Here is a 17333-nt window from a genome sequence, read left to right as displayed (position 1 = left end):
ATTGCCGTGAGCAAGAGTCATGAGGTGGAATATTGCAACCTTGAGTTACGGTTTGACCGTCGGCTAATCCGTAACTTCATCAAAACGCTCATTCAAGAAGGCTATTCGCTCTATTGGAACGAGAGCGACCAACAGTTTATCGTCTCGATCCGGACCGGCCGCAAGCTGGTAAAGCTGCGGTTTCAGCGCATCGGCGAGCGATATAAAATTGTGGGCAATTACTCCTTCAAAGACGAAAAGCTGGCGGAGCTGATGGAGAAGATGATCGGCGATACCCGCGGACACGCGGTAGTAAAGCGCTTTAAAGACCGGCAGATTCTGATTGAAAACATCATGTTCGGCGAAATCATCCGTATGGTTGAAATTTCGGGGGTGGAACATAAGGTGTTATTCCAAAAGGAACCAGTGGTCACGGTGGAGGAAATGATGCAGGCGTTCCGGTCCAGACGTCCGGACGAACGGATTCCGGTGCTGCGGATGGAGCTTGACTACGAATTGGCTACGCTGCATGAGGCGATTCAGGAGGAAGACCGGGAAGCGGTCGAACGATGTAAAGAGAGGTTAATGGAACTCCGGTATGAGATGATACTGCTCGAAATGTAAAATACTACGGCTGCGGAAAGGCGTTGGCGGAACATACCGCAGCGCAGCGAACAGCCGCTGACAGCCTGTGCGGGAGTGGGAGCACAGGCTGTTTTGACGTGTTCATAAAAAGTCCGTTTTGTGCTGAATCTACGCATGAAAATAGCATTGTTAACGTGTGCATTTCTATGTTATCATGAACGGGAGGTGGTCCCATGAGCAGTGTTACGATTAAAGACATCGCCAAACTGGCCGGCGTGTCGCATACGACCGTTTCCCGGGCATTAAACGATAGCCCGCTGATCAATCCGGAAACGAAAGAGCGCATCAAAGCGATTGCAGCAAGTATGAACTATACTCCGAATTACAGCGCGCGAAGCTTGGTGCTGGATCGATCATACAATTTAGGGCTGTTTTTTACAACCTTGCATACCGGTACCTCCGCCGGATTTTTGTACGAAGCCATCAAAGGCGTGAACGACGTCATTAAAGACGGCTATAACTTGATTGTCCGGGGGATTGACGATTACAAGAGCTTTCATAAGGTGAACCGCAAAAATTTCGACGGCATCCTCATCATGAGCCAAAGCGATAGCGATCAGTCGTTCATCGAATATGCTTCGGACAAAGAGATTCCGCTTGTGGTGCTGAACCGGCCCGTCGAAGGCGTCCAAGTGATGAACTTCGTCCCGGACGACCAGAGCGGCGCTTATCGGCTAACGGAATACTTGGTGCAGCAGGGACACCGCCATATTGCCATCATCGAGGGGAAACAGGGCTTCAAATCGACGCAAGCCCGACGCGAGGGGTATTGCGAGGCGCTCCACAAGCACGGGATCTTCGTGCCGGAAGCGTATTACGTCAGCGGCAATTACGATCTGGAAAGCGGTCACGCGGCCATGAGCAAGCTGCTGGAGCTGCCCGACCGGCCGACAGCCGTCTTTTGCTGCAACGACGACATGGCGCTCGGCGCGGTGAAAGCCGTGACGGAGCGGGGCTTGTCGGTGCCGGAAGACATCTCGGTGGCGGGCTTCGACGACAACCTGTTCTCGGCTTTCATGTCGCCTGCTCTGACCACGGTTCGCAGACCGATCGAAGAGCTGAGCCGGGCCGGGGCGGAGAAGCTGCTGAAGTTCATTGAGACGAAGCATTCGGAACAATCGCTCGTACTTTTCCATACGGAGCTGGTCATTCGCGATTCCGTCAAATCCATCTAATTCGTTTGGGGAGGCAACTAACATGAGCGTACTCAGAACGCTTCTGCAAGACATCCCGATTCCGCAAATGGTCCGCATCCGTCAGAAGTTCGACGGAACCCGGCTGGAGCGTCCGAGCGAGGATTTGGAGCGCGAGCTGGCGAAGCCCGGCGCCATCGACCGGATCAAGCCGGGCCAGCAGGTGGCTGTGGCGGTAGGCAGCCGCGGCGTGGCGAACATCGCTGCCTTCACCCGGACGACGATCGATGCGATCAAACGGGCGGGCGCCCATCCGTTCATCGTCCCCTGCATGGGCAGCCACGGTGGCGCGACCGCCGAAGGTCAGAAGGAAGTGCTTCATCATCTTGGCATTACGGAGGAAGCGATGGGAGTGCCGATCCGCTCGACGATGGAGGTCGTGCAGATCGACCAGCTGCCGAACGGACTTCCGGTATACGTAGACAAATACGCATACGAGGCCGACGCCATCGTCGTCATCAACCGGGTGAAGCCGCACACCGCCTTCCGCGGCAAAGTCGAAAGCGGCGTCATGAAAATGATTTCCATCGGGCTCGGCAAGCAAAAAGGGGCGGAAGCGTGCCACCAGCTCGGCTTCAAATATATGGCTGAAAACGTGCCGGCCATGGCGCGGATTATGCTTGAAAAGCTGCCGATCCTGTTCGGCGTGGCGTTGGTGGAAAATGCATACGACGAAACGTGCATCGTCGAAGTGCTGCCCGCAGCTCAGGTGGAGGAACGTGAGATAGCGCTGCTTGAGATCGCCAAAGCCCGGCTGCCGAAAATTTTGTTCGATCAAATCGACGTGCTGGTCATCGATTACATCGGCAAAAACATCAGCGGCGACGGCATGGACCCGAACATTACCGGCCGTTATCCGACGCCGTACGCGCATGGCGGCCCCGACGTGTCCAAGATGGTCGTGCTCGACACGACGCCGGAAACGAAAGGCAACGCCAACGGCGTCGGCACGGCCGATTTCACGACGCAGCGGCTGGTCGACAAGATGGATCTGGCCGCGACCTACGCCAACGGACTGACTTCCACGGTATGCGCGCCGACCAAAATCGCAACGACGCTCGAAAACGACCTGTACGCCATCAAAGCCGCGGTCAAAACCTGCAATATTTTGGATTATACCCAATGCCGGCTGGTGCGTATACGGGATACGCTGCATTTGGGCGAGATCGAAATTTCGGTCAATTTGCTTGAGGAAGCCAAGCTTCATCCGGACATCGAGATTTTGACCGAACCGTACGATCTGCCATTCAACAGCGAAGGGAATCTGGTATAAATGAGCGGTTTGTCTTTACCTAAGCCTTACATTATCCCCGCGGATATCGGCACGACGAGCACCAAGACGCTGGTGATCGACCGGAGCGGCCGCGTGCTTGCTTCTCATGCGGTGGAATATCCGCTTTATACACCCAAACCGGATATGGCCGAGCAGGACCCGGACGAAATTTTTCAAGCGGTGCTTGCCGCCATTCGCGAAGTCGTCGGTAAAGCGGCCATTCTGCCCGGACAAGTGCTGTGCGTCTCGTTCAGCTCGGCGATGCACAGCTTTCCGCGCTGGAGGAGCTCAGCGGCCCGACCCGGGAGGTACGCGCCTCCGGCGGCTTTGCCCGCTCTTCGTTCTGGCTCCAGATGATGGCCGACGTGCTGAATGCGAACGTCGCCGTGCCAAGTACGATCCATGAAGTATATCAACAGTTGACAAAAATTTATAATCGTGTGTACCATCAGTTGAAGGATGAGTTTGATGCCATCGCCGCCTTTCAACAGATTCACACGAAATCTTAGGGGGCGTCGGGCCATGAACTTATTCGATTTATCGGGAAAGACGGCAGTGATTATCGGAGGCAACAGCACCTTAGGCGGAACGATGGGGGTCGCGCTTGGCGGACACGGGGCGGATGTCGCGGTGGTCGGGCGTAATATGGACAAATCCGAAGAAGTTGCAAAGCGGATCGAAGCGGCCGGCGGACGGGCCAAGTGCTTCTCGGCGGATGCGACGAAAGCTGAAGACTTGAAGCGGGTGCTGACCGAGGTGCTTGCGTGGACGGGACGCTGCGATATTTTGATGAACTGTCCGGGCAAAAACAGCGCGACGCCGTTTTTTGACATCACCATGGACGAATGGGATTCGATTATGGAAGTGAATCTCAAGAGCGTCGTGTTGGCTTGTCAAATTTTTGGGAAGCATATGGTGGACAAGGGCGAAGGAGGCAGCATCATTAATATTTCCTCCGTATCTTCGGACCCGCCGCTGTCCAAAGTGTTCACGTACTCCGCTTCCAAAGCGGCGGTGAACAACGTCACCCAATTTCTGGCGCGCGAATTCGCTCCGGCGCGTGTGCGTGTCAATGCCATCATTCCGGGCTTCTTCCCGGCCGAGCAAAACCGCAAAATTTTGTCTCCCGAGCGTGTCGAATCGATTATGCGTCATACGCCGATGAACCGTTTCGGCGAAGCGGAAGAGCTTCAGGGCGCAGCCGTGTATCTGGCTTCGGAGAAAGCTTCGAGTTTCGTCACCGGCACGGTACTGCGGGTGGATGGGGGCTTCGGAGCGATGACGATTTAAGGGTGGGAAAAGGCGGTTTTCGAAAAGGAAGCAGGGCCTGCGGTGCAGCAATATCAATCTCCAGGCGCTCTCAAAGGCGCCCCGTAAACTTTCCGATTGATATTCTGACCTTCGGCCTAACCTTTTCGAAAACCGCTAGCTGTAACCCCTAAACCGTCAAAAATTAAATAGACAAAAGGAAGGAAGAGAAACCACAATGTCCAAACAACAAGTCGGCGTGATCGGCCTTGCGGTCATGGGGAAAAACCTGGCTCTGAACATCGAAAGCAGAGGCTTCACCGTATCTGTCTTCAACCGTTCGCGGGAGAAAACGGATGCGCTGCTCGCTGAAGCGCAAGGCAAGAAGCTGGTCGGTACATATAGCATCGAGGAATTCGTAGCTTCGCTCGAAACGCCTCGTAAAATTTTAATCATGGTGCAAGCGGGCTATGCGACAGACGATACGATCAATCAGTTGATTCCGCATCTGGATAAAGGCGATATTATTATCGATGGCGGCAACGCATTTTTCCCGGACACCCAGCGCCGCAACAAAGAGCTGGAAGCGCACGGCCTCCGCTTTATCGGTACGGGCGTATCCGGCGGCGAGGAAGGCGCGCTGAAGGGCCCCGCGATTATGCCGGGCGGGCAAAAGGACGCCTACGAGCTGGTCGCTCCGATCCTGACGGCCATTTCCGCCAAAGTAAACGGCGACCCTTGCTGCACCTACATCGGACCGGACGGCGCCGGCCATTACGTCAAGATGGTGCATAACGGCATCGAGTACGGCGACATGCAGCTTATCTGCGAGGCGTACCACCTGCTCAAAGACGTGCTTGGCGTTAGCACGCAGGAGCTTCATGAGATTTTCGCCGATTGGAATAAGGGCGAGCTGGACAGCTACCTGATCGAAATCACAACCGACATTTTCACCAAATATGATCCGGAAACGGGCAAGCCGATGGTTGATGTCATCCTCGACTCCGCCGGTCAGAAGGGTACGGGCAAATGGACAAGCCAAAGCGCGCTCGATCTCGGCGTTCCGCTGTCCATCATTACCGAATCCGTCTTCTCCCGCTTCATCTCGGCCATGAAAGAAGAGCGCGTTGCCGCCAGCAAAGTGCTGAACGGACCGAAGCAAGCGGCGTTCGACGGCGACCGCGCAGCGTTTATCGAAGCGGTGCGGAAAGCACTGTTTGCGAGCAAAATTTGCTCTTACGCTCAGGGCTTCGCCCAAATGAGAGCGGCAAGCGAGGAATACAACTGGAGCCTGGACTACGGCAGCATTGCGATGATTTTCCGCGGCGGCTGCATTATCCGCGCCCGTTTCCTGCAAAATATCAAGGATGCGTACGACCGCAGCCCAGAACTGAAAAACCTGCTGCTTGACGAATACTTCAAAGGCATCGTGGAGCAGTACCAGGACGTTTGGAGAAACGTCGTCGCAACGGCCATCACCCGCGGCGTGCCGGTGCCGGCCTTCGCTTCCGCGCTGGCTTACTACGACAGCTACCGGACGGAACGTTTGCCGGCCAACCTGCTGCAAGCGCAGCGCGATTATTTCGGCGCGCATACCTTCAAGCGGGTCGACAAAGAAGGCACCTTCCACTTCCACTGGATGGAAAACTAAGCGGCTACAGGTGCCTTTTGATGCGGTCAGGCTTGACCTGATGCAGACCGAAGGACGCCTCGTACAGCCAGCTCTTGAGCCGGTCGGCCTCCATATCGTGGCCGCCCCGACGCTGAATGAGCATCAAAGCGATTTCGGCGAAATATCTAAAGTTTTTAAGCAGCCGTGGCTGGGAAAGATCCGTCAAGTTCGGGTCTTCCTCGGCCACCTTTTTTTTAATATACTCCAGCATCCAGACGATTTCCTCTCGGCATAAGGGCCTTGTGGGGTCCATGATTTGTTCCAGCTTGAGCTCGGTCCAGTCCGGACCGGCCGCACGGGTTTGGGATAGAGCGCTTTGCGTCATATGACCGTGTTCTCCCTTCGGGAAATATGCATTAATCATCATGACTGATCTGGCTGGAATTTATTCACAACCATCTTATGATTTTGTCAAACTTTCTATTCACACGGTGTCGGCTATGATATGATAGGGTCAGTTGAATGATGCGAAAGTCAGAGGTGCAGGGAAGTGGAATACCGTAACATCGTGTTGGTCGGTATGATGGGAACCGGCAAATCCTCCGTAGGACAAGCGCTCGCTTCGAGGCTGAACTGGGTGTACGAGGATACGGACGCTGCCATCGAGCGGGCGGGGGGAATGAGCATTACCCAAATGTTTGCGGAGCTCGGAGAGCCCTTCTTCCGCAAAGCGGAAAGCGAGACAATCGAACGGACGCTGCAAGGTCGGCATCAAGTGGTAGTGACCGGAGGCGGGGCGGTTCTTGCAGAGCAAAACCGGATTCTCATGCAGCGCAGCGGCCTGGTTGTCGCGCTGAAGGCGTCCGCCGAAACGATCATCGAGCGGGTCCGGTCCGATCAAAGCCGTCCTTTGCTGCAAGGCGGAGTTGAAGACCGCGTACGCCACATCATGGAGAGCCGCAAGCACGCGTACGATTTTGCGGATCTCCATGTGGATACGGACGGCAAAACCGTCGGGCAGATCGTCGACGAGATTTGCAGCCGCTTGGAGCGGGAGCGGGCTTAAAGCTGCTCCCACTCCAGCATACCGCCGGTCATGTTGACAAGCCCGGTGAAGCCTTGGGCTTCCAAATATTCAAGCGCCCGTCCGCTGCGGTTTCCGCTGCGGCAGACGAGAATCGTTTCGCTGTGCTGCGGGATTTCGCCATGGCGCTGAGGGATTTCCATCAAAGGAATATGCTTTGCGCCCGGAATCATGCCGAGCGCGACTTCTTCCGGTTCGCGCACGTCGATGATGGTAAGCTTTTCGCCGTTTTCAAGCCGTTGCTTGACTTCTTGCGGGGTAATCGTATGCATCAATACAGCCTCCTTCTCGTTCGGCTTGCGGCCGACTTGCCTTCATCATAAAAAGAAAACGGCAGCGTGTCAAACAAAGCGGAACGCAGTCTTTGATGACGCTAATTTCGAATGGGGACGATATCGGTTGACCGTACTTTATATAGGTCTGGCGGGAATCGCCGGAGCGCTGGCACGGTACGGATTGTCCGTCGCGATGAATCCGCAGCAGGTTACCTCGCTGCCGTGGGGAACGCTGTTATGTAACCTTGCGGGCTGCCTGACGCTTGGTTTTCTGGCTTATTTGCCCGGTTTGAAGCGGTATCCGAACCTTCGCGCCGCGCTGACGACCGGATTCATCGGAGCGTTTACGACCTTCTCCACATTAAGCTGGGAGCTCGTATCCATGCTCCAGCAGCAGCTTTGGACGATCGCCGCGCTTTATTTTATCGTCAGCCTGTGGGGCGGAATCGGCTGTATTCGTCTCGGACGCCGGTTCAGCTTAAATTTGACGGCGGTAAAAAGGGGTTCTCAGGAATGATGTCGAATACGTTAGGAACGCTGCTGCTCGTAAGCGCAGGAGGCTTTGCCGGCGCCGTGGCAAGGTATTGGATCGGCAGCCGGATTGCGGAACGGCTTAGAACTTCTCTGCCATACGGAACGCTGACGGTCAATCTGGCCGGTTCGTTCTTGTTGGGCGTCCTGTGGGGAGGAGGGGCAGACGGCCGGTTGATGGCGCTCCTTGGCAGCGGATTTATGGGAGCATTCACGACCTTTTCGACGCTAAAGCTGGAAAGCGAAGCGCTGCTTCGCCAAGGCGAAGGCCGGACGGCCTGGCTGTATATGGGGCTGTCGTATACACTCGGTTTGCTGCTTGCTTATGCAGGCTATATCCTTTCACTTACATATATAAAGCTCTGACGGACAAGGAGAGATACTTTACGATGAAAGCCATTGTCAAACCGACCCCGCGTCTGGGCGGGACGATTAACGCCCTGTCTTCCAAAAACTACACGACCCGCTACTTGCTCATCGCCGCGCTTGCGGACGGGACGAGCACGGTGTACTATCCGGCCCATAGCGAGGATAGCGACGCAATGCGCCGCTGTATCCGGGACTTGGGCGCCGTCCTGGAAGAGGACGACGAGAAAATGACGATCCGCGGCTTCGGTTGTCATCCGAAGCATGTGAGCGAACTGAATGTCGGCAATGCGGGAGCGGTGCTCCGCTTCTTGATGTCGGTCGCCGCTTTCTGCCCGGAGGTGACGTTCATTAACGCTTACCCGGACTCCCTAGGCAAACGGCCCCATAATGATCTAATCGATGCTTTGAAGCAAATGGGAGTCGAGGTCGAGCATCGTGAAGGAAAGCTGCCGATTACGATTCGGGGCGGTCATCCGCGGGGCGGTAAAATTACCGTTTCCGGGAACGTTAGCTCGCAATTTTTAAGCTCCTTGTTGTTCGTTGCTCCTCTGCTGGACGAGGATAGCGAAATTACGGTGCTGCACGATCTGAAATCGAAAATTATCGTCGGCCAGACGCTGGAAGTCATTGCCCAAGCAGGCGTGAAAATCGAAGCATCCGACGATTTGATGCATTATAAAATTCCGGGCAAACAGCAGTACAAGCCCCAAAACTATACGGTTCAGGGCGATTATCCGGGTTCTGCCGCCATTCTGGCCGCTGCGGCCGTGACGCATTCGGATGTGACGGTGCTTCATCTGGCGGAGCAAAGCAAGCAGGGCGAGCGGGCCGTCGTCGATGTGCTCCGCGCGATGGGCGTCGATCTTACCCACGAGAACGATACCGTTCGGATTCGCGGCAATCAGAAGCTGACCGCAGGCGAATTCGACGGGGATCATTTCACCGACGCCGTGCTGGCGATGGTTGCTGCGGCGGTGTTCGCGGAGGGCACGTCCCGCTTCTACAATGTAGAAAACCTGCGGTACAAGGAATGCGACAGAATTACGGATTTTGTCAACGAGCTGCGAAAAGCCGGGGCGGATGTGGAAGAGCGACAAAGCGAAATTATCGTCCACGGGCGTCCGCAGGGCGTAACGGGCGGCGTCGAGATTAACGCGCACTACGACCACCGCGTCATCATGGCGCTCACCATCGTTGGCCTCCGCTCCGAGCAAGGCTTGATCATCAACGATGCGCACCATGTGGCGAAATCTTACCCGCATTACTTCGAGCATTTGCTGTCGCTCGGGGCGCAGATCGATCTGGTTCAAGAGTAAGACGCCGCGCGTCGGCGTTGCTTAACCCATCATCATGATCGGCATGCTGATCGTAACAAGGCGGTGAAGGCCGTGACCGTATTATGGAAAGGAATTCAGGTCACGCTTGCTTTATTTCTCATCACAGGGCTACTTTTTGCCAGCGGCGTATTTGCCGTACTGCTTTACGCTAAACTAACGGGACAAACGTGGTTCCGGGACCCGGCCGTCGCCTACGCGGAGCAAGAAGCCGCCGCGGCGGTCAAGGCAGCCGCAACTGCCGCCGCACCGCCTGCGTCGAAGCCTGTCGAGCGGCCGAAGAGCGTATTGCTGGAAGCGCCCCATATTCGGCAGCGGCCCGAGCTTCCATCCGGATGCGAGGTGACGAGTCTTGCGATGCTGCTGCAATTTTACGGCGTCAACAAATCCAAGATGGATTTGGTCCCCGAGATGAAAAAAGATCCGACGCCGATCCGTTATAATAAAAACGGCTCGATCGCTTATTGGGGCAATCCGAACACCGGATTCGTCGGGGAAGTGACAGGCGCTGCCAAAGGGTTCGCGATCTATCATACCGCATTGTTCGAGTTGCTTAAGGACTATGTTCCGACGGCGCAAGATATGACCAAGGAGCCGTTTTCGAAGCTTGAAGACCAATTGATTCAAGGGATTCCGTCCGTCGTTTGGACGACGATCAATTATAAGGTTCCGGACAAATGGGTCGTGTGGGATACGCCGATCGGGCCGATCGAGACGACCTTTATGGAGCATGCGGTGCTGCTGGTCGGCTTTGATGAACAGTACGTTTATGTGAACGACCCGCTTGCTGGTCAAAGCAACAAAAAAATCGACAAAGAAGCGTTTATCGCAACATGGGATGCCATGGGACGCCAAGCGTTAAGCTACACGAAGGCGAAATAAATTTTATGAAGCGAGGAGCGAAGCGTCGTGGCTTTTGAAAATCCGCCCCGTGAACGAATCAAAGAACTATTGGCAGGAGCCGGCAACGTAGCGGTCGTCGGTCTGTCCGACAATCCCGACCGCATATCTTACATGGTTGCGGAGGCCATGCAGAAAAAAGGTTACCGTATCATTCCGGTCAATCCAACCGTAAGCGGCTCGATTTTGGGGGAAACTTGCTACGCTTCGCTCGGCGATATTCCCGGACCGGTCGATATTGTGAACGTCTTCCGCCGCAGCGAAACGGTCGTTCCCGTAGCCGAGGAAGCGGTGCGGATCGGGGCCAAAGTGTTCTGGCTGCAGCAGGGCATCTTTAACGAAGAAGCAGCGGATATTGCCCGCACCGGCGGTCTTGAAGCGATCATGGACCGCTGCATCAAAGTAGAATTCGATATTGCTGCCCGGAGGGAAATAAGTTGTTTCATTCAGACGTTCGTCGTTATTTATCGGTTTATTTGGTTATGGATCTTTCGGGGCACGAAGGGCGGTCGGCGCTTGATATTGCCCGGGCGGCACTGGACGGCGGCGTAACGATGATCCAGCTTCGCGAAAAAAAAGCGCCTTTGTCCCGCGTCATCGAGGAGGGCAGAGCGCTGCGAGAGCTTTGCCGGGAATATGGCGTCCCGTTTCTGGTGAACGACCGGGTCGATGTAGCGCTTGTGCTGGACGCCGACGGCGTGCATGTCGGCCAGGACGATCTGCCCGGATCGGAAGCCCGCAAGCTGCTTGGCAAGGATAAGATTATCGGCATCTCCGCCGGCACGATGGCTGAGGCGGAGTGGGCGATGGCTCAAGGCGCAGATTATTTGGGTGTGGGCGCCGTCTATTCCACTCTTACGAAAGGGGATGCCGGAGCGCCGATAGGCACCGGATTGATTTCGGAGATCAAGCGGCGCTGGCCGCATGTCAGCATGGTCGGGATCGGAGGCATTGACGTTTCCAATGCGGCGCCCGTCATTCAGGCTGGCGCAGACGGAGTAGCCGTCGTATCGGCCATCGTTCGGCAAAGCGATCCTTGCTTGGCCGCCCGGAAGTTAAAGCAGGAAGTTTGTCCCGAATAATCCTTGTAATAAAATAAATCCTCCTTGAAGACAATAAGAAAGGCTTCTGGAATGGAACGGAACAACGACCCAGCACCGGAAGACTTCCTATAATAAACTTCGAGGAGGATTTTGTCGCATGTACCAACAAGGCTACCAAAGCAGCTTTCACAACCCATCAGGCACGGCCGGTCCTGCAAGCTCCCAATACTCCAAATACCAGCCGGTCGGATATGTACAATCCCAATACAACCAGTCCTTGAATCCATCCGGAATCAGCCAGCAATACGGAGCCGGGCAGCAATTCTCGCAATTCCAAAGCCCGCAAGCATATCACACGGCGAACTACCGTGGCAACCAACAGGGGCATGATGCCTATCTTCGCTCCGATTCCACGCAGCCGGCGCAAAGCCAATTCGGGATCGGCGCACCCCAATTCGGCGCTTCTTCTTTCGGAGCCGGACAACAGTTCTCGCAATATCAAAGCCCGCAATCGCCGCAAGCGTATCACACGGCGAACTACCGTGGAAACCAGCAAGGCCATGACGCTTATCTGCGTTCCGATTCCACGCAGCCGGCACAAAGCCAATTCGGGATCGGCGCACCCCAATTCGGCGCGGCAAACTTTGCAGGCCAAAATCAATTTGGGCAGCAGCAATTTGGAATTTCCGGGCAATCGTATTCCCAATTCCAAAGCCCGCAATCGTACCATCTGGCCCACTACCACGGCAACCAACAAGATCATGATGCTTATCTCCGTTCCGATTCCAATCAACCGGCGCAAAGCCAATTCGGAATCGGCGCAACGGGTTTCGGCACAGCCGGTTTCGGCGCAAGCGGCATCGGCTTTAACAGATTCTAATTTTAATCGGCAAGCAGCTTCGAACAGGCGGGCCCGAGCGGCCCGTCTTCTTTGTGTTTTTCCTGAACTTACGGTTTGACAAAAAACGGTTCTGAGCGTACCATCGTTAGTATGAAAGGGGGAACGGACCGATTTGAATTGGATGGGAAACTTGCAGCAGCTTGGCCGGTCGCTTATGATGCCGACCATTACCCTTCCCGTTGCCGCTATCTTGCTGCGCCTCGGTACCCTGCCTTGGGATCGGATTCATATGCCCCGCGTCGGGGAAATCCTATTGCTATGCGGCACAACGATCTTTACGTATTTGCCGCTTATTTTTGCGGTTGGCGTCGCTCTCGGGTTGACGGAAAGCGCAGGAATCGCAGGCATGTCGGCGCTTATCGGGCATTACATGTTCAGCGAAGCGACGCAGCGTTACCTCGGCGATTCGTTTCAGCTCGGCGTTCCCGGCGGCATCCTGATCGGGTTGCTGGCCGCCGTCATTTATCATAGGGTAAAGCATATTCAGCTTCCCGAATCGATTCAATTTTTCGGCGGTCCCCGCATGGTGCCGCTGCTAATGGGGCTTGCCATCTTTTTATTGATTTTACTGATGATCCAATTCGGTCCTGCGCTCGAAACCGGGATGGAGAAGCTCACGAATTTTATATTGGGGCTCGGCGGCTTCGGCGCATTTTTATACGGCATCATTCACCGACTTTTGGTCCCATCTGGACTGCATCACGTGTTTAACAACTTTTTTTGGTTTCAGCTCGGCGCGTACAACGATGCGCAAGGACAGCCGGTATTCGGCGACTTGCCCCGTTACTTCGCCGGAGACCCGACGGCCGGACTGTATATGGCCGGCTTGTATCCGATCATGATGTTCGCGCTGCCCGCCATTGCCTTGGCGATTATTCAGGAAGCGCGCGAGGATTTAAAGCCGAAAATTCGCACGACGTTTCTGACGGCGGCTTTTGCCTGCTTCTTAACCGGGGTGACCGAGCCGATTGAGTTTGCGTTTTTGTTCGTGGCGCCGTATCTGTTTTTCGTTCATGCCATTCTTTCGGGATTGGCGATGTGGGTCGCTTACATGCTTGACATTCACCACGGCTTCTCCTATTCAGCGGGAGCGATCGATTATTTGATCAATCTGCACCTGTCGACCCGCGGCCTGCTGCTGATTCCGATCGGGCTTGCTTACGGCTTCGTCTACTATGTGCTGTTCCGCTGGGCGATCCGCCGCTTTCGCATCCCGACGCCGGGGCGCGAGGAGGGTTCGCAGCTCGAAGAATGGGCCGGGGACATTCCGTACCGTTCGCCGCTCATTTTGCAAGCGCTTGGCGGCAAGGAAAACATCAAGAACATCGAAGCGTGTATTACCCGCCTGCGGCTTACGCTAGTCAACGACCGGCAGATGGATGTGTCGGCGCTGAGGCTGCTCGGCGCGGCCGGCGTCATCCGTTTGGGCGGTGGCAACGTTCAGGTCGTGTTCGGGACGTATTCCGAATTGATCCGCGAAGAGATGATCAAGTCGATGCGCAAAGATATTCAGCAGGTGCTGTTCAGCTCGCCTATGCAGGGACGGATGATTCCGCTGGAGGAAGTGCCGGACAAAATTTTTGCCGGCAAGCTGGTGGGCAACGGCGTCGCCTTTTTCCCCGATAAAGGGGAGCTGGTGTCGCCGGTAGCGGGTAAAATCATTCACGTATATCCGACGCTTCACGCCCTCGGGATCGAAACGGAGCAGGGACTTCAAGTGCTCCTCCATATCGGAATCGATACGGCTGGCCTGCAGGGCAAATATTTTACCGCCTACGTGAAAGAAGGAGACCTGGTTGAACCCGGCCAGCTGCTCGTCAAGTTCAATCTGCAGAAGGTGAAGAAAAACTGCAAGTCGCTCGCGACGCCTATGCTCATCACGAACGTCGATATGGTGAGATCATGGAGCTTCGCGCCTTATAAAGCCGTAAAGAAAGGACAGGCGTCGGTCATGTCCGTCATGCTGAAAAATACCGCTACAACAGGAGTTACAGGGGGAGGGAACGCTTATGGTTGAGGGGATCGGAGCTTCGTCGGGGATTGCAATGGGCAAAGCTTTCGTTATTCCAACCTGGGAATGGGACTTTCCCGAGAAGCTGATCGATGTCACGGACTTGGCGTACGAATTCGAAAGGTTATATGACGGAATCCGCCATTCCAAGGACGAGATCGAACTGATCAAACAGGAATTCGTCAGCGTGCTGGGCGAGGAGCAAACGCAAATTTTCGATGCGCATCTGGCCATCTTGGAAGACCCGATATTCATGAACGAAGTGCAGGGGATCATGCAGCGGCAGTACAAAGCGGCCGAGGTCGCCGTCAAAGAAGCGATCGACAAGTTCGTAGAAATGTTCGATCTGCTTGACGATGGCTATATGAAGGAGCGCGCGCTCGATATTAAAGACGTCGGCAATCGGCTGCTCAAGCATCTGCTGGGAGCGCTTGAAGAGACGCTACCGCCCAAGGATCAGCCCTACATTCTCGTAGCCAAAGAGCTGATTCCGTCCCAAATGGTGCATCTGGACGTGAATCTGGCGTTAGGGCTGGTCACGATGCTGGGCGGCAAAACGTCGCATGTGGCGATCATGGCCCGCGCGATGGGCGTTCCGTACGTTCTCGGGCTCGAGGGCAAGCTGCAAACGCCGATTCAAAACGGCGACTATCTGATCATCGACGGCGACGAGGGCGTCGTCTATGTAAATCCGGCCGACGATGTGATCGAGAAGTACAAGGCGCGCAAGGAAACGTGGAAAGCCGTTCAGGAGCAGCTGCAAAAGCTGGCCCATTTGCCTACCCGGACGGAGGACGGAAGGCAGATGCATTTGGCGGCCAACATCAGCTCGGTGAAGGAGCTGGAGCTGGTCATGAAGAACGGCGCTTCCGGCGTCGGCTTGTTCCGGACGGAGTTTTTATACATGGACCGCAGCAGCTTCCCTGAAGAAGAGGAGCAGTTTGCCGTCTATCGCGAGGTGGCCGAGCGGATGGACGGCAAGCCGGTTGTCATTCGGACACTGGATGTCGGAGGGGATAAGCATCTCGATTACCTGGCCTTGCCGGAGGAAGAGAATCCGTCGCTCGGCTATCGCGCGATCCGGATCATGCTGGACCGGACGGACTTGTTCAAAACGCAGCTTCGCGCTATATTGCGGTCCAGTCATTACGGCAGCGTGAAAATCATGTACCCGATGATTTCCTCGCTAGACGAGCTGCGCCGAGCCAATGAGGTGCTGGAGGACGCCAAACAGGAGCTTGCCGCGGAAGGTACCCCGTTCCGCTCCGACATTGAGGTCGGCATTATGATCGAGCTTCCGGCGGCGGTCATGATCTCCGATCTGCTGGCGCAAAAGGTCGACTTTTTCAGCATCGGAACGAACGATCTGGTCCAATACGTGCTGGCTGTCGACCGGATGAACGAGACGGTGGCGCATTTGTACGACCCGTTTCATCCGTCGGTGCTCCGCATGCTGAAGATTACGGCGGATCATGCCCACAAGCATGGGACGCATATCAGCGTGTGCGGCGAGCTGGCAGGGGACATCCGGGCCTTGCCGATTTGGATCGCGCTCGGCATTACCGACCTGAGCATGTCGGTGCAATCGATATTGAAGGTAAAAAACAGCCTGCTCCAAAGCAGACACAGCGACGGCGAAAAGATTTGGGAGGAGCTGGCCGGCTGTGCCAGCAGCGCCGAAGTGGTGACCGTCCTTGCCAAATATTTGGAGACGGATATCGCCGATCAGTCGGGCCGCACGCGACCCGCTTGCGGCTTCTCTTAAGCGCTGTTGATTTTAGGATATGAACCATAGTGGGGAGAGAACAGGATGAATCTTGCGGGACATCGAGTACTTGCGTTTGTTGACGAAGAGTTTGAAGATTTGGAGATGTGGTACCCGGTGCTGCGGCTGCGGGAATCCGGGCTTGACGTACATCTGGCCGGCCCTAAGGCGGGTGCCGTCTATCACGGAAAATACGGCGTTCCTCTGACGACCGAATATGCCTTGGATGAAGTGAAGTCCGAAGACTATATCGGTCTTTACGTGCCGGGCGGCTGGGCGCCGGACAAACTGCGCCGCTATGCTTCGGTGCTGCGGCTGACCCGTGAATTTCACGATGCGGAAAAACCGATTGCGCACATTTGTCATGCCGGCTGGGTCCTCGTATCGGCGAAAATATGCCAGGGCTACACCATGACTTCCACACCTGGCATCAAGGACGATCTTGAAAATGCGGGCGCGATTTGGGTCGACCAGGAAGTGGTCGTCGACCGGCACATAGTGTCCGGACGCAGACCTCCGGATCTTCCGGCGTTTACCAAAGCGTTCGTAGACCGTTTGGCGCAATATGCGGCTAACTAAAGTTTATGCAAACAAGGAGCATATGGGATGAACATGATCGTCAGGTGGCTGCCTTCCGTCCTGTGGATGGCGGTCATTTTTTATTCGTCCTCGCGAACCGGCGATGATCTTGGGGGATGGCTGTCTGAAATCCGCCGGATTATTCCTGCGATGGAAGGGTTCGATTGGGGACATTTCGTTTCTTACTTTATATTGGCTTGGACTTATTTATGGGCACTCCGTCCCAAGCGGCTGACCTTCCTGCCGAAGCTTACGGTCGTGCTGCTGTGCGTGCTTTACGGGGTGACAGACGAGTTTCACCAATCGTTCGTACCCGGGCGCACGCCGGATGTTATGGACTTGCGCAACGATGCGATTGGAGCTGCCTTGGCGATGCTTACACTGTCGCTGCCTTTTGTCCGACGCGCTTACGAGCGTCTGTGTGCTAAATATTACTAACCCCGCAGCGGAAGGAGTTTGTTCGCCAAGGTAGAATATTTGTACTTAAGCAGGATAAACGAATGCGCCGTCCCGGACGACGGCTGCGCGTTTGACGGGAACCTTCAGATATCATGGATTCTGATCGTTTGAGAAAGGTTTGGCGTTGCTGCC

The 17333-nt window shown here is 55.4% G+C and carries 18 protein-coding genes and 2 pseudogenes; 18 read left to right on the top strand and 2 right to left on the bottom strand.

Going from position 1 to position 17333, the window contains the following annotated elements; translation table 11 throughout:
* The first annotated feature begins 6 nt into the window (after positions 1 to 6).
* The 6 genes and pseudogenes from NLX71_RS00670 (at position 7) to gndA (ending at position 5989) form a co-directional block, all read left to right on the top strand.
* Positions 7 to 603, top strand: coding sequence for a hypothetical protein (locus NLX71_RS00670; protein WP_254361583.1), 597 nt, complete (start codon positions 7 to 9; stop codon positions 601 to 603).
* Between the two features lie 194 nt (positions 604 to 797).
* The gene (locus NLX71_RS00665; protein WP_254361582.1) at positions 798 to 1799 is read left to right on the top strand and encodes a LacI family DNA-binding transcriptional regulator; all 1002 of its coding nucleotides are present in this window, start codon (positions 798 to 800) and stop codon (positions 1797 to 1799) included.
* Positions 1800 to 1821: 22 nt separating this feature from the next.
* Positions 1822 to 3090: a nickel pincer cofactor-dependent isomerase, group 22 gene (locus tag NLX71_RS00660; protein WP_254361581.1), complete on the top strand. Its 1269-nt coding sequence runs from the start codon at positions 1822 to 1824 to the stop codon at positions 3088 to 3090.
* A pseudogene (locus tag NLX71_RS00655) lies at positions 3091 to 3360 on the top strand (FGGY family carbohydrate kinase); the annotation flags it as partial.
* Positions 3361 to 3612: 252 nt separating this feature from the next.
* Positions 3613 to 4380: an SDR family oxidoreductase gene (locus NLX71_RS00645; protein ID WP_254361578.1), complete on the top strand. Its 768-nt coding sequence runs from the start codon at positions 3613 to 3615 to the stop codon at positions 4378 to 4380.
* Positions 4381 to 4576: 196 nt separating this feature from the next.
* Positions 4577 to 5989: an NADP-dependent phosphogluconate dehydrogenase gene (gndA, locus tag NLX71_RS00640; protein ID WP_254361577.1), complete on the top strand. Its 1413-nt coding sequence runs from the start codon at positions 4577 to 4579 to the stop codon at positions 5987 to 5989.
* Between the two features lie 4 nt (positions 5990 to 5993).
* On the opposite strand, the gene NLX71_RS00635 is transcribed toward gndA, so the two are convergent.
* Positions 5994 to 6335, bottom strand: a complete 342-nt coding sequence (locus NLX71_RS00635) for a hypothetical protein (RefSeq protein ID WP_254361576.1) — start codon at positions 6333 to 6335, stop codon at positions 5994 to 5996.
* Between the two features lie 165 nt (positions 6336 to 6500).
* Between NLX71_RS00635 and NLX71_RS00630 the strand changes: the two genes are divergently transcribed.
* A complete protein-coding gene (locus tag NLX71_RS00630; protein ID WP_254361575.1) occupies positions 6501 to 7016 on the top strand; it encodes a shikimate kinase in 516 nt (171 codons plus the stop codon).
* Here the strand turns inward: NLX71_RS00630 and NLX71_RS00625 are convergent.
* Positions 7013 to 7306, bottom strand: a complete 294-nt coding sequence (locus NLX71_RS00625; protein ID WP_254361574.1) for a rhodanese-like domain-containing protein — start codon at positions 7304 to 7306, stop codon at positions 7013 to 7015. The two genes, NLX71_RS00630 and NLX71_RS00625, sit on opposite strands and share 4 nt — an antisense overlap.
* 127 nt (positions 7307 to 7433) lie before the next feature.
* Here NLX71_RS00625 and crcB point away from each other — a divergent pair, with 127 nt between their 5' ends.
* From crcB to NLX71_RS00570, 11 genes and pseudogenes are all read left to right on the top strand, one after another.
* On the top strand, positions 7434 to 7826 hold the full coding sequence (crcB, locus tag NLX71_RS00620; protein ID WP_254361573.1) for a fluoride efflux transporter CrcB: 393 nt from the start codon (positions 7434 to 7436) through the stop codon (positions 7824 to 7826).
* Positions 7823 to 8206 carry a fluoride efflux transporter FluC gene (locus tag NLX71_RS00615; protein ID WP_254361572.1) on the top strand — a complete coding sequence of 128 codons (384 nt, stop codon included), beginning with the start codon at positions 7823 to 7825 and terminating at the stop codon, positions 8204 to 8206. The genes crcB and NLX71_RS00615 overlap by 4 nt, the downstream gene beginning before the upstream one ends.
* Positions 8207 to 8229: 23 nt before the next feature.
* Positions 8230 to 9525 (top strand): 3-phosphoshikimate 1-carboxyvinyltransferase, encoded by a 1296-nt coding sequence (gene aroA, locus NLX71_RS00610; protein WP_254361571.1) that lies wholly within the window; start codon positions 8230 to 8232, stop codon positions 9523 to 9525.
* A 72-nt stretch (positions 9526 to 9597) separates the two neighbouring features.
* Entirely contained in the window at positions 9598 to 10425 is an 828-nt protein-coding gene (locus tag NLX71_RS00605; RefSeq protein WP_254361570.1) for a C39 family peptidase, read from the top strand.
* Between the two features lie 27 nt (positions 10426 to 10452).
* Positions 10453 to 10879, top strand: a pseudogene (locus tag NLX71_RS00600) (CoA-binding protein).
* Between the two features lies 1 nt (position 10880).
* The gene (thiE, locus tag NLX71_RS00595; RefSeq protein ID WP_254361569.1) at positions 10881 to 11525 is read left to right on the top strand and encodes a thiamine phosphate synthase; all 645 of its coding nucleotides are present in this window, start codon (positions 10881 to 10883) and stop codon (positions 11523 to 11525) included.
* A gap of 118 nt (positions 11526 to 11643) precedes the next feature.
* Entirely contained in the window at positions 11644 to 12366 is a 723-nt protein-coding gene (locus NLX71_RS00590) for a hypothetical protein (protein WP_254361568.1), read from the top strand.
* A 133-nt stretch (positions 12367 to 12499) separates the two neighbouring features.
* Positions 12500 to 14404 (top strand): glucose PTS transporter subunit IIA, encoded by a 1905-nt coding sequence (locus NLX71_RS00585; protein WP_254361567.1) that lies wholly within the window; start codon positions 12500 to 12502, stop codon positions 14402 to 14404.
* Positions 14397 to 16163, top strand: a complete 1767-nt coding sequence (ptsP, locus tag NLX71_RS00580; RefSeq protein WP_254361566.1) for a phosphoenolpyruvate--protein phosphotransferase — start codon at positions 14397 to 14399, stop codon at positions 16161 to 16163. Before NLX71_RS00585 ends, ptsP begins: the two co-directional genes overlap by 8 nt.
* A gap of 45 nt (positions 16164 to 16208) precedes the next feature.
* Positions 16209 to 16742, top strand: coding sequence for a type 1 glutamine amidotransferase domain-containing protein (locus NLX71_RS00575; protein WP_254361565.1), 534 nt, complete (start codon positions 16209 to 16211; stop codon positions 16740 to 16742).
* Positions 16743 to 16769: 27 nt separating this feature from the next.
* The gene (locus tag NLX71_RS00570) at positions 16770 to 17180 is read left to right on the top strand and encodes a VanZ family protein (RefSeq protein ID WP_090667864.1); all 411 of its coding nucleotides are present in this window, start codon (positions 16770 to 16772) and stop codon (positions 17178 to 17180) included.
* Positions 17181 to 17333: the final 153 nt, after the last annotated feature.

Source organism: Paenibacillus sp. MZ04-78.2 (assembly GCF_024213375.1).
GTDB lineage: Bacteria > Bacillota > Bacilli > Paenibacillales > NBRC-103111 > Paenibacillus_G.
The sequence above is the reverse complement of the archived record's forward strand: the minus strand, read 5'-3'. Positions and strand labels throughout refer to the sequence as shown.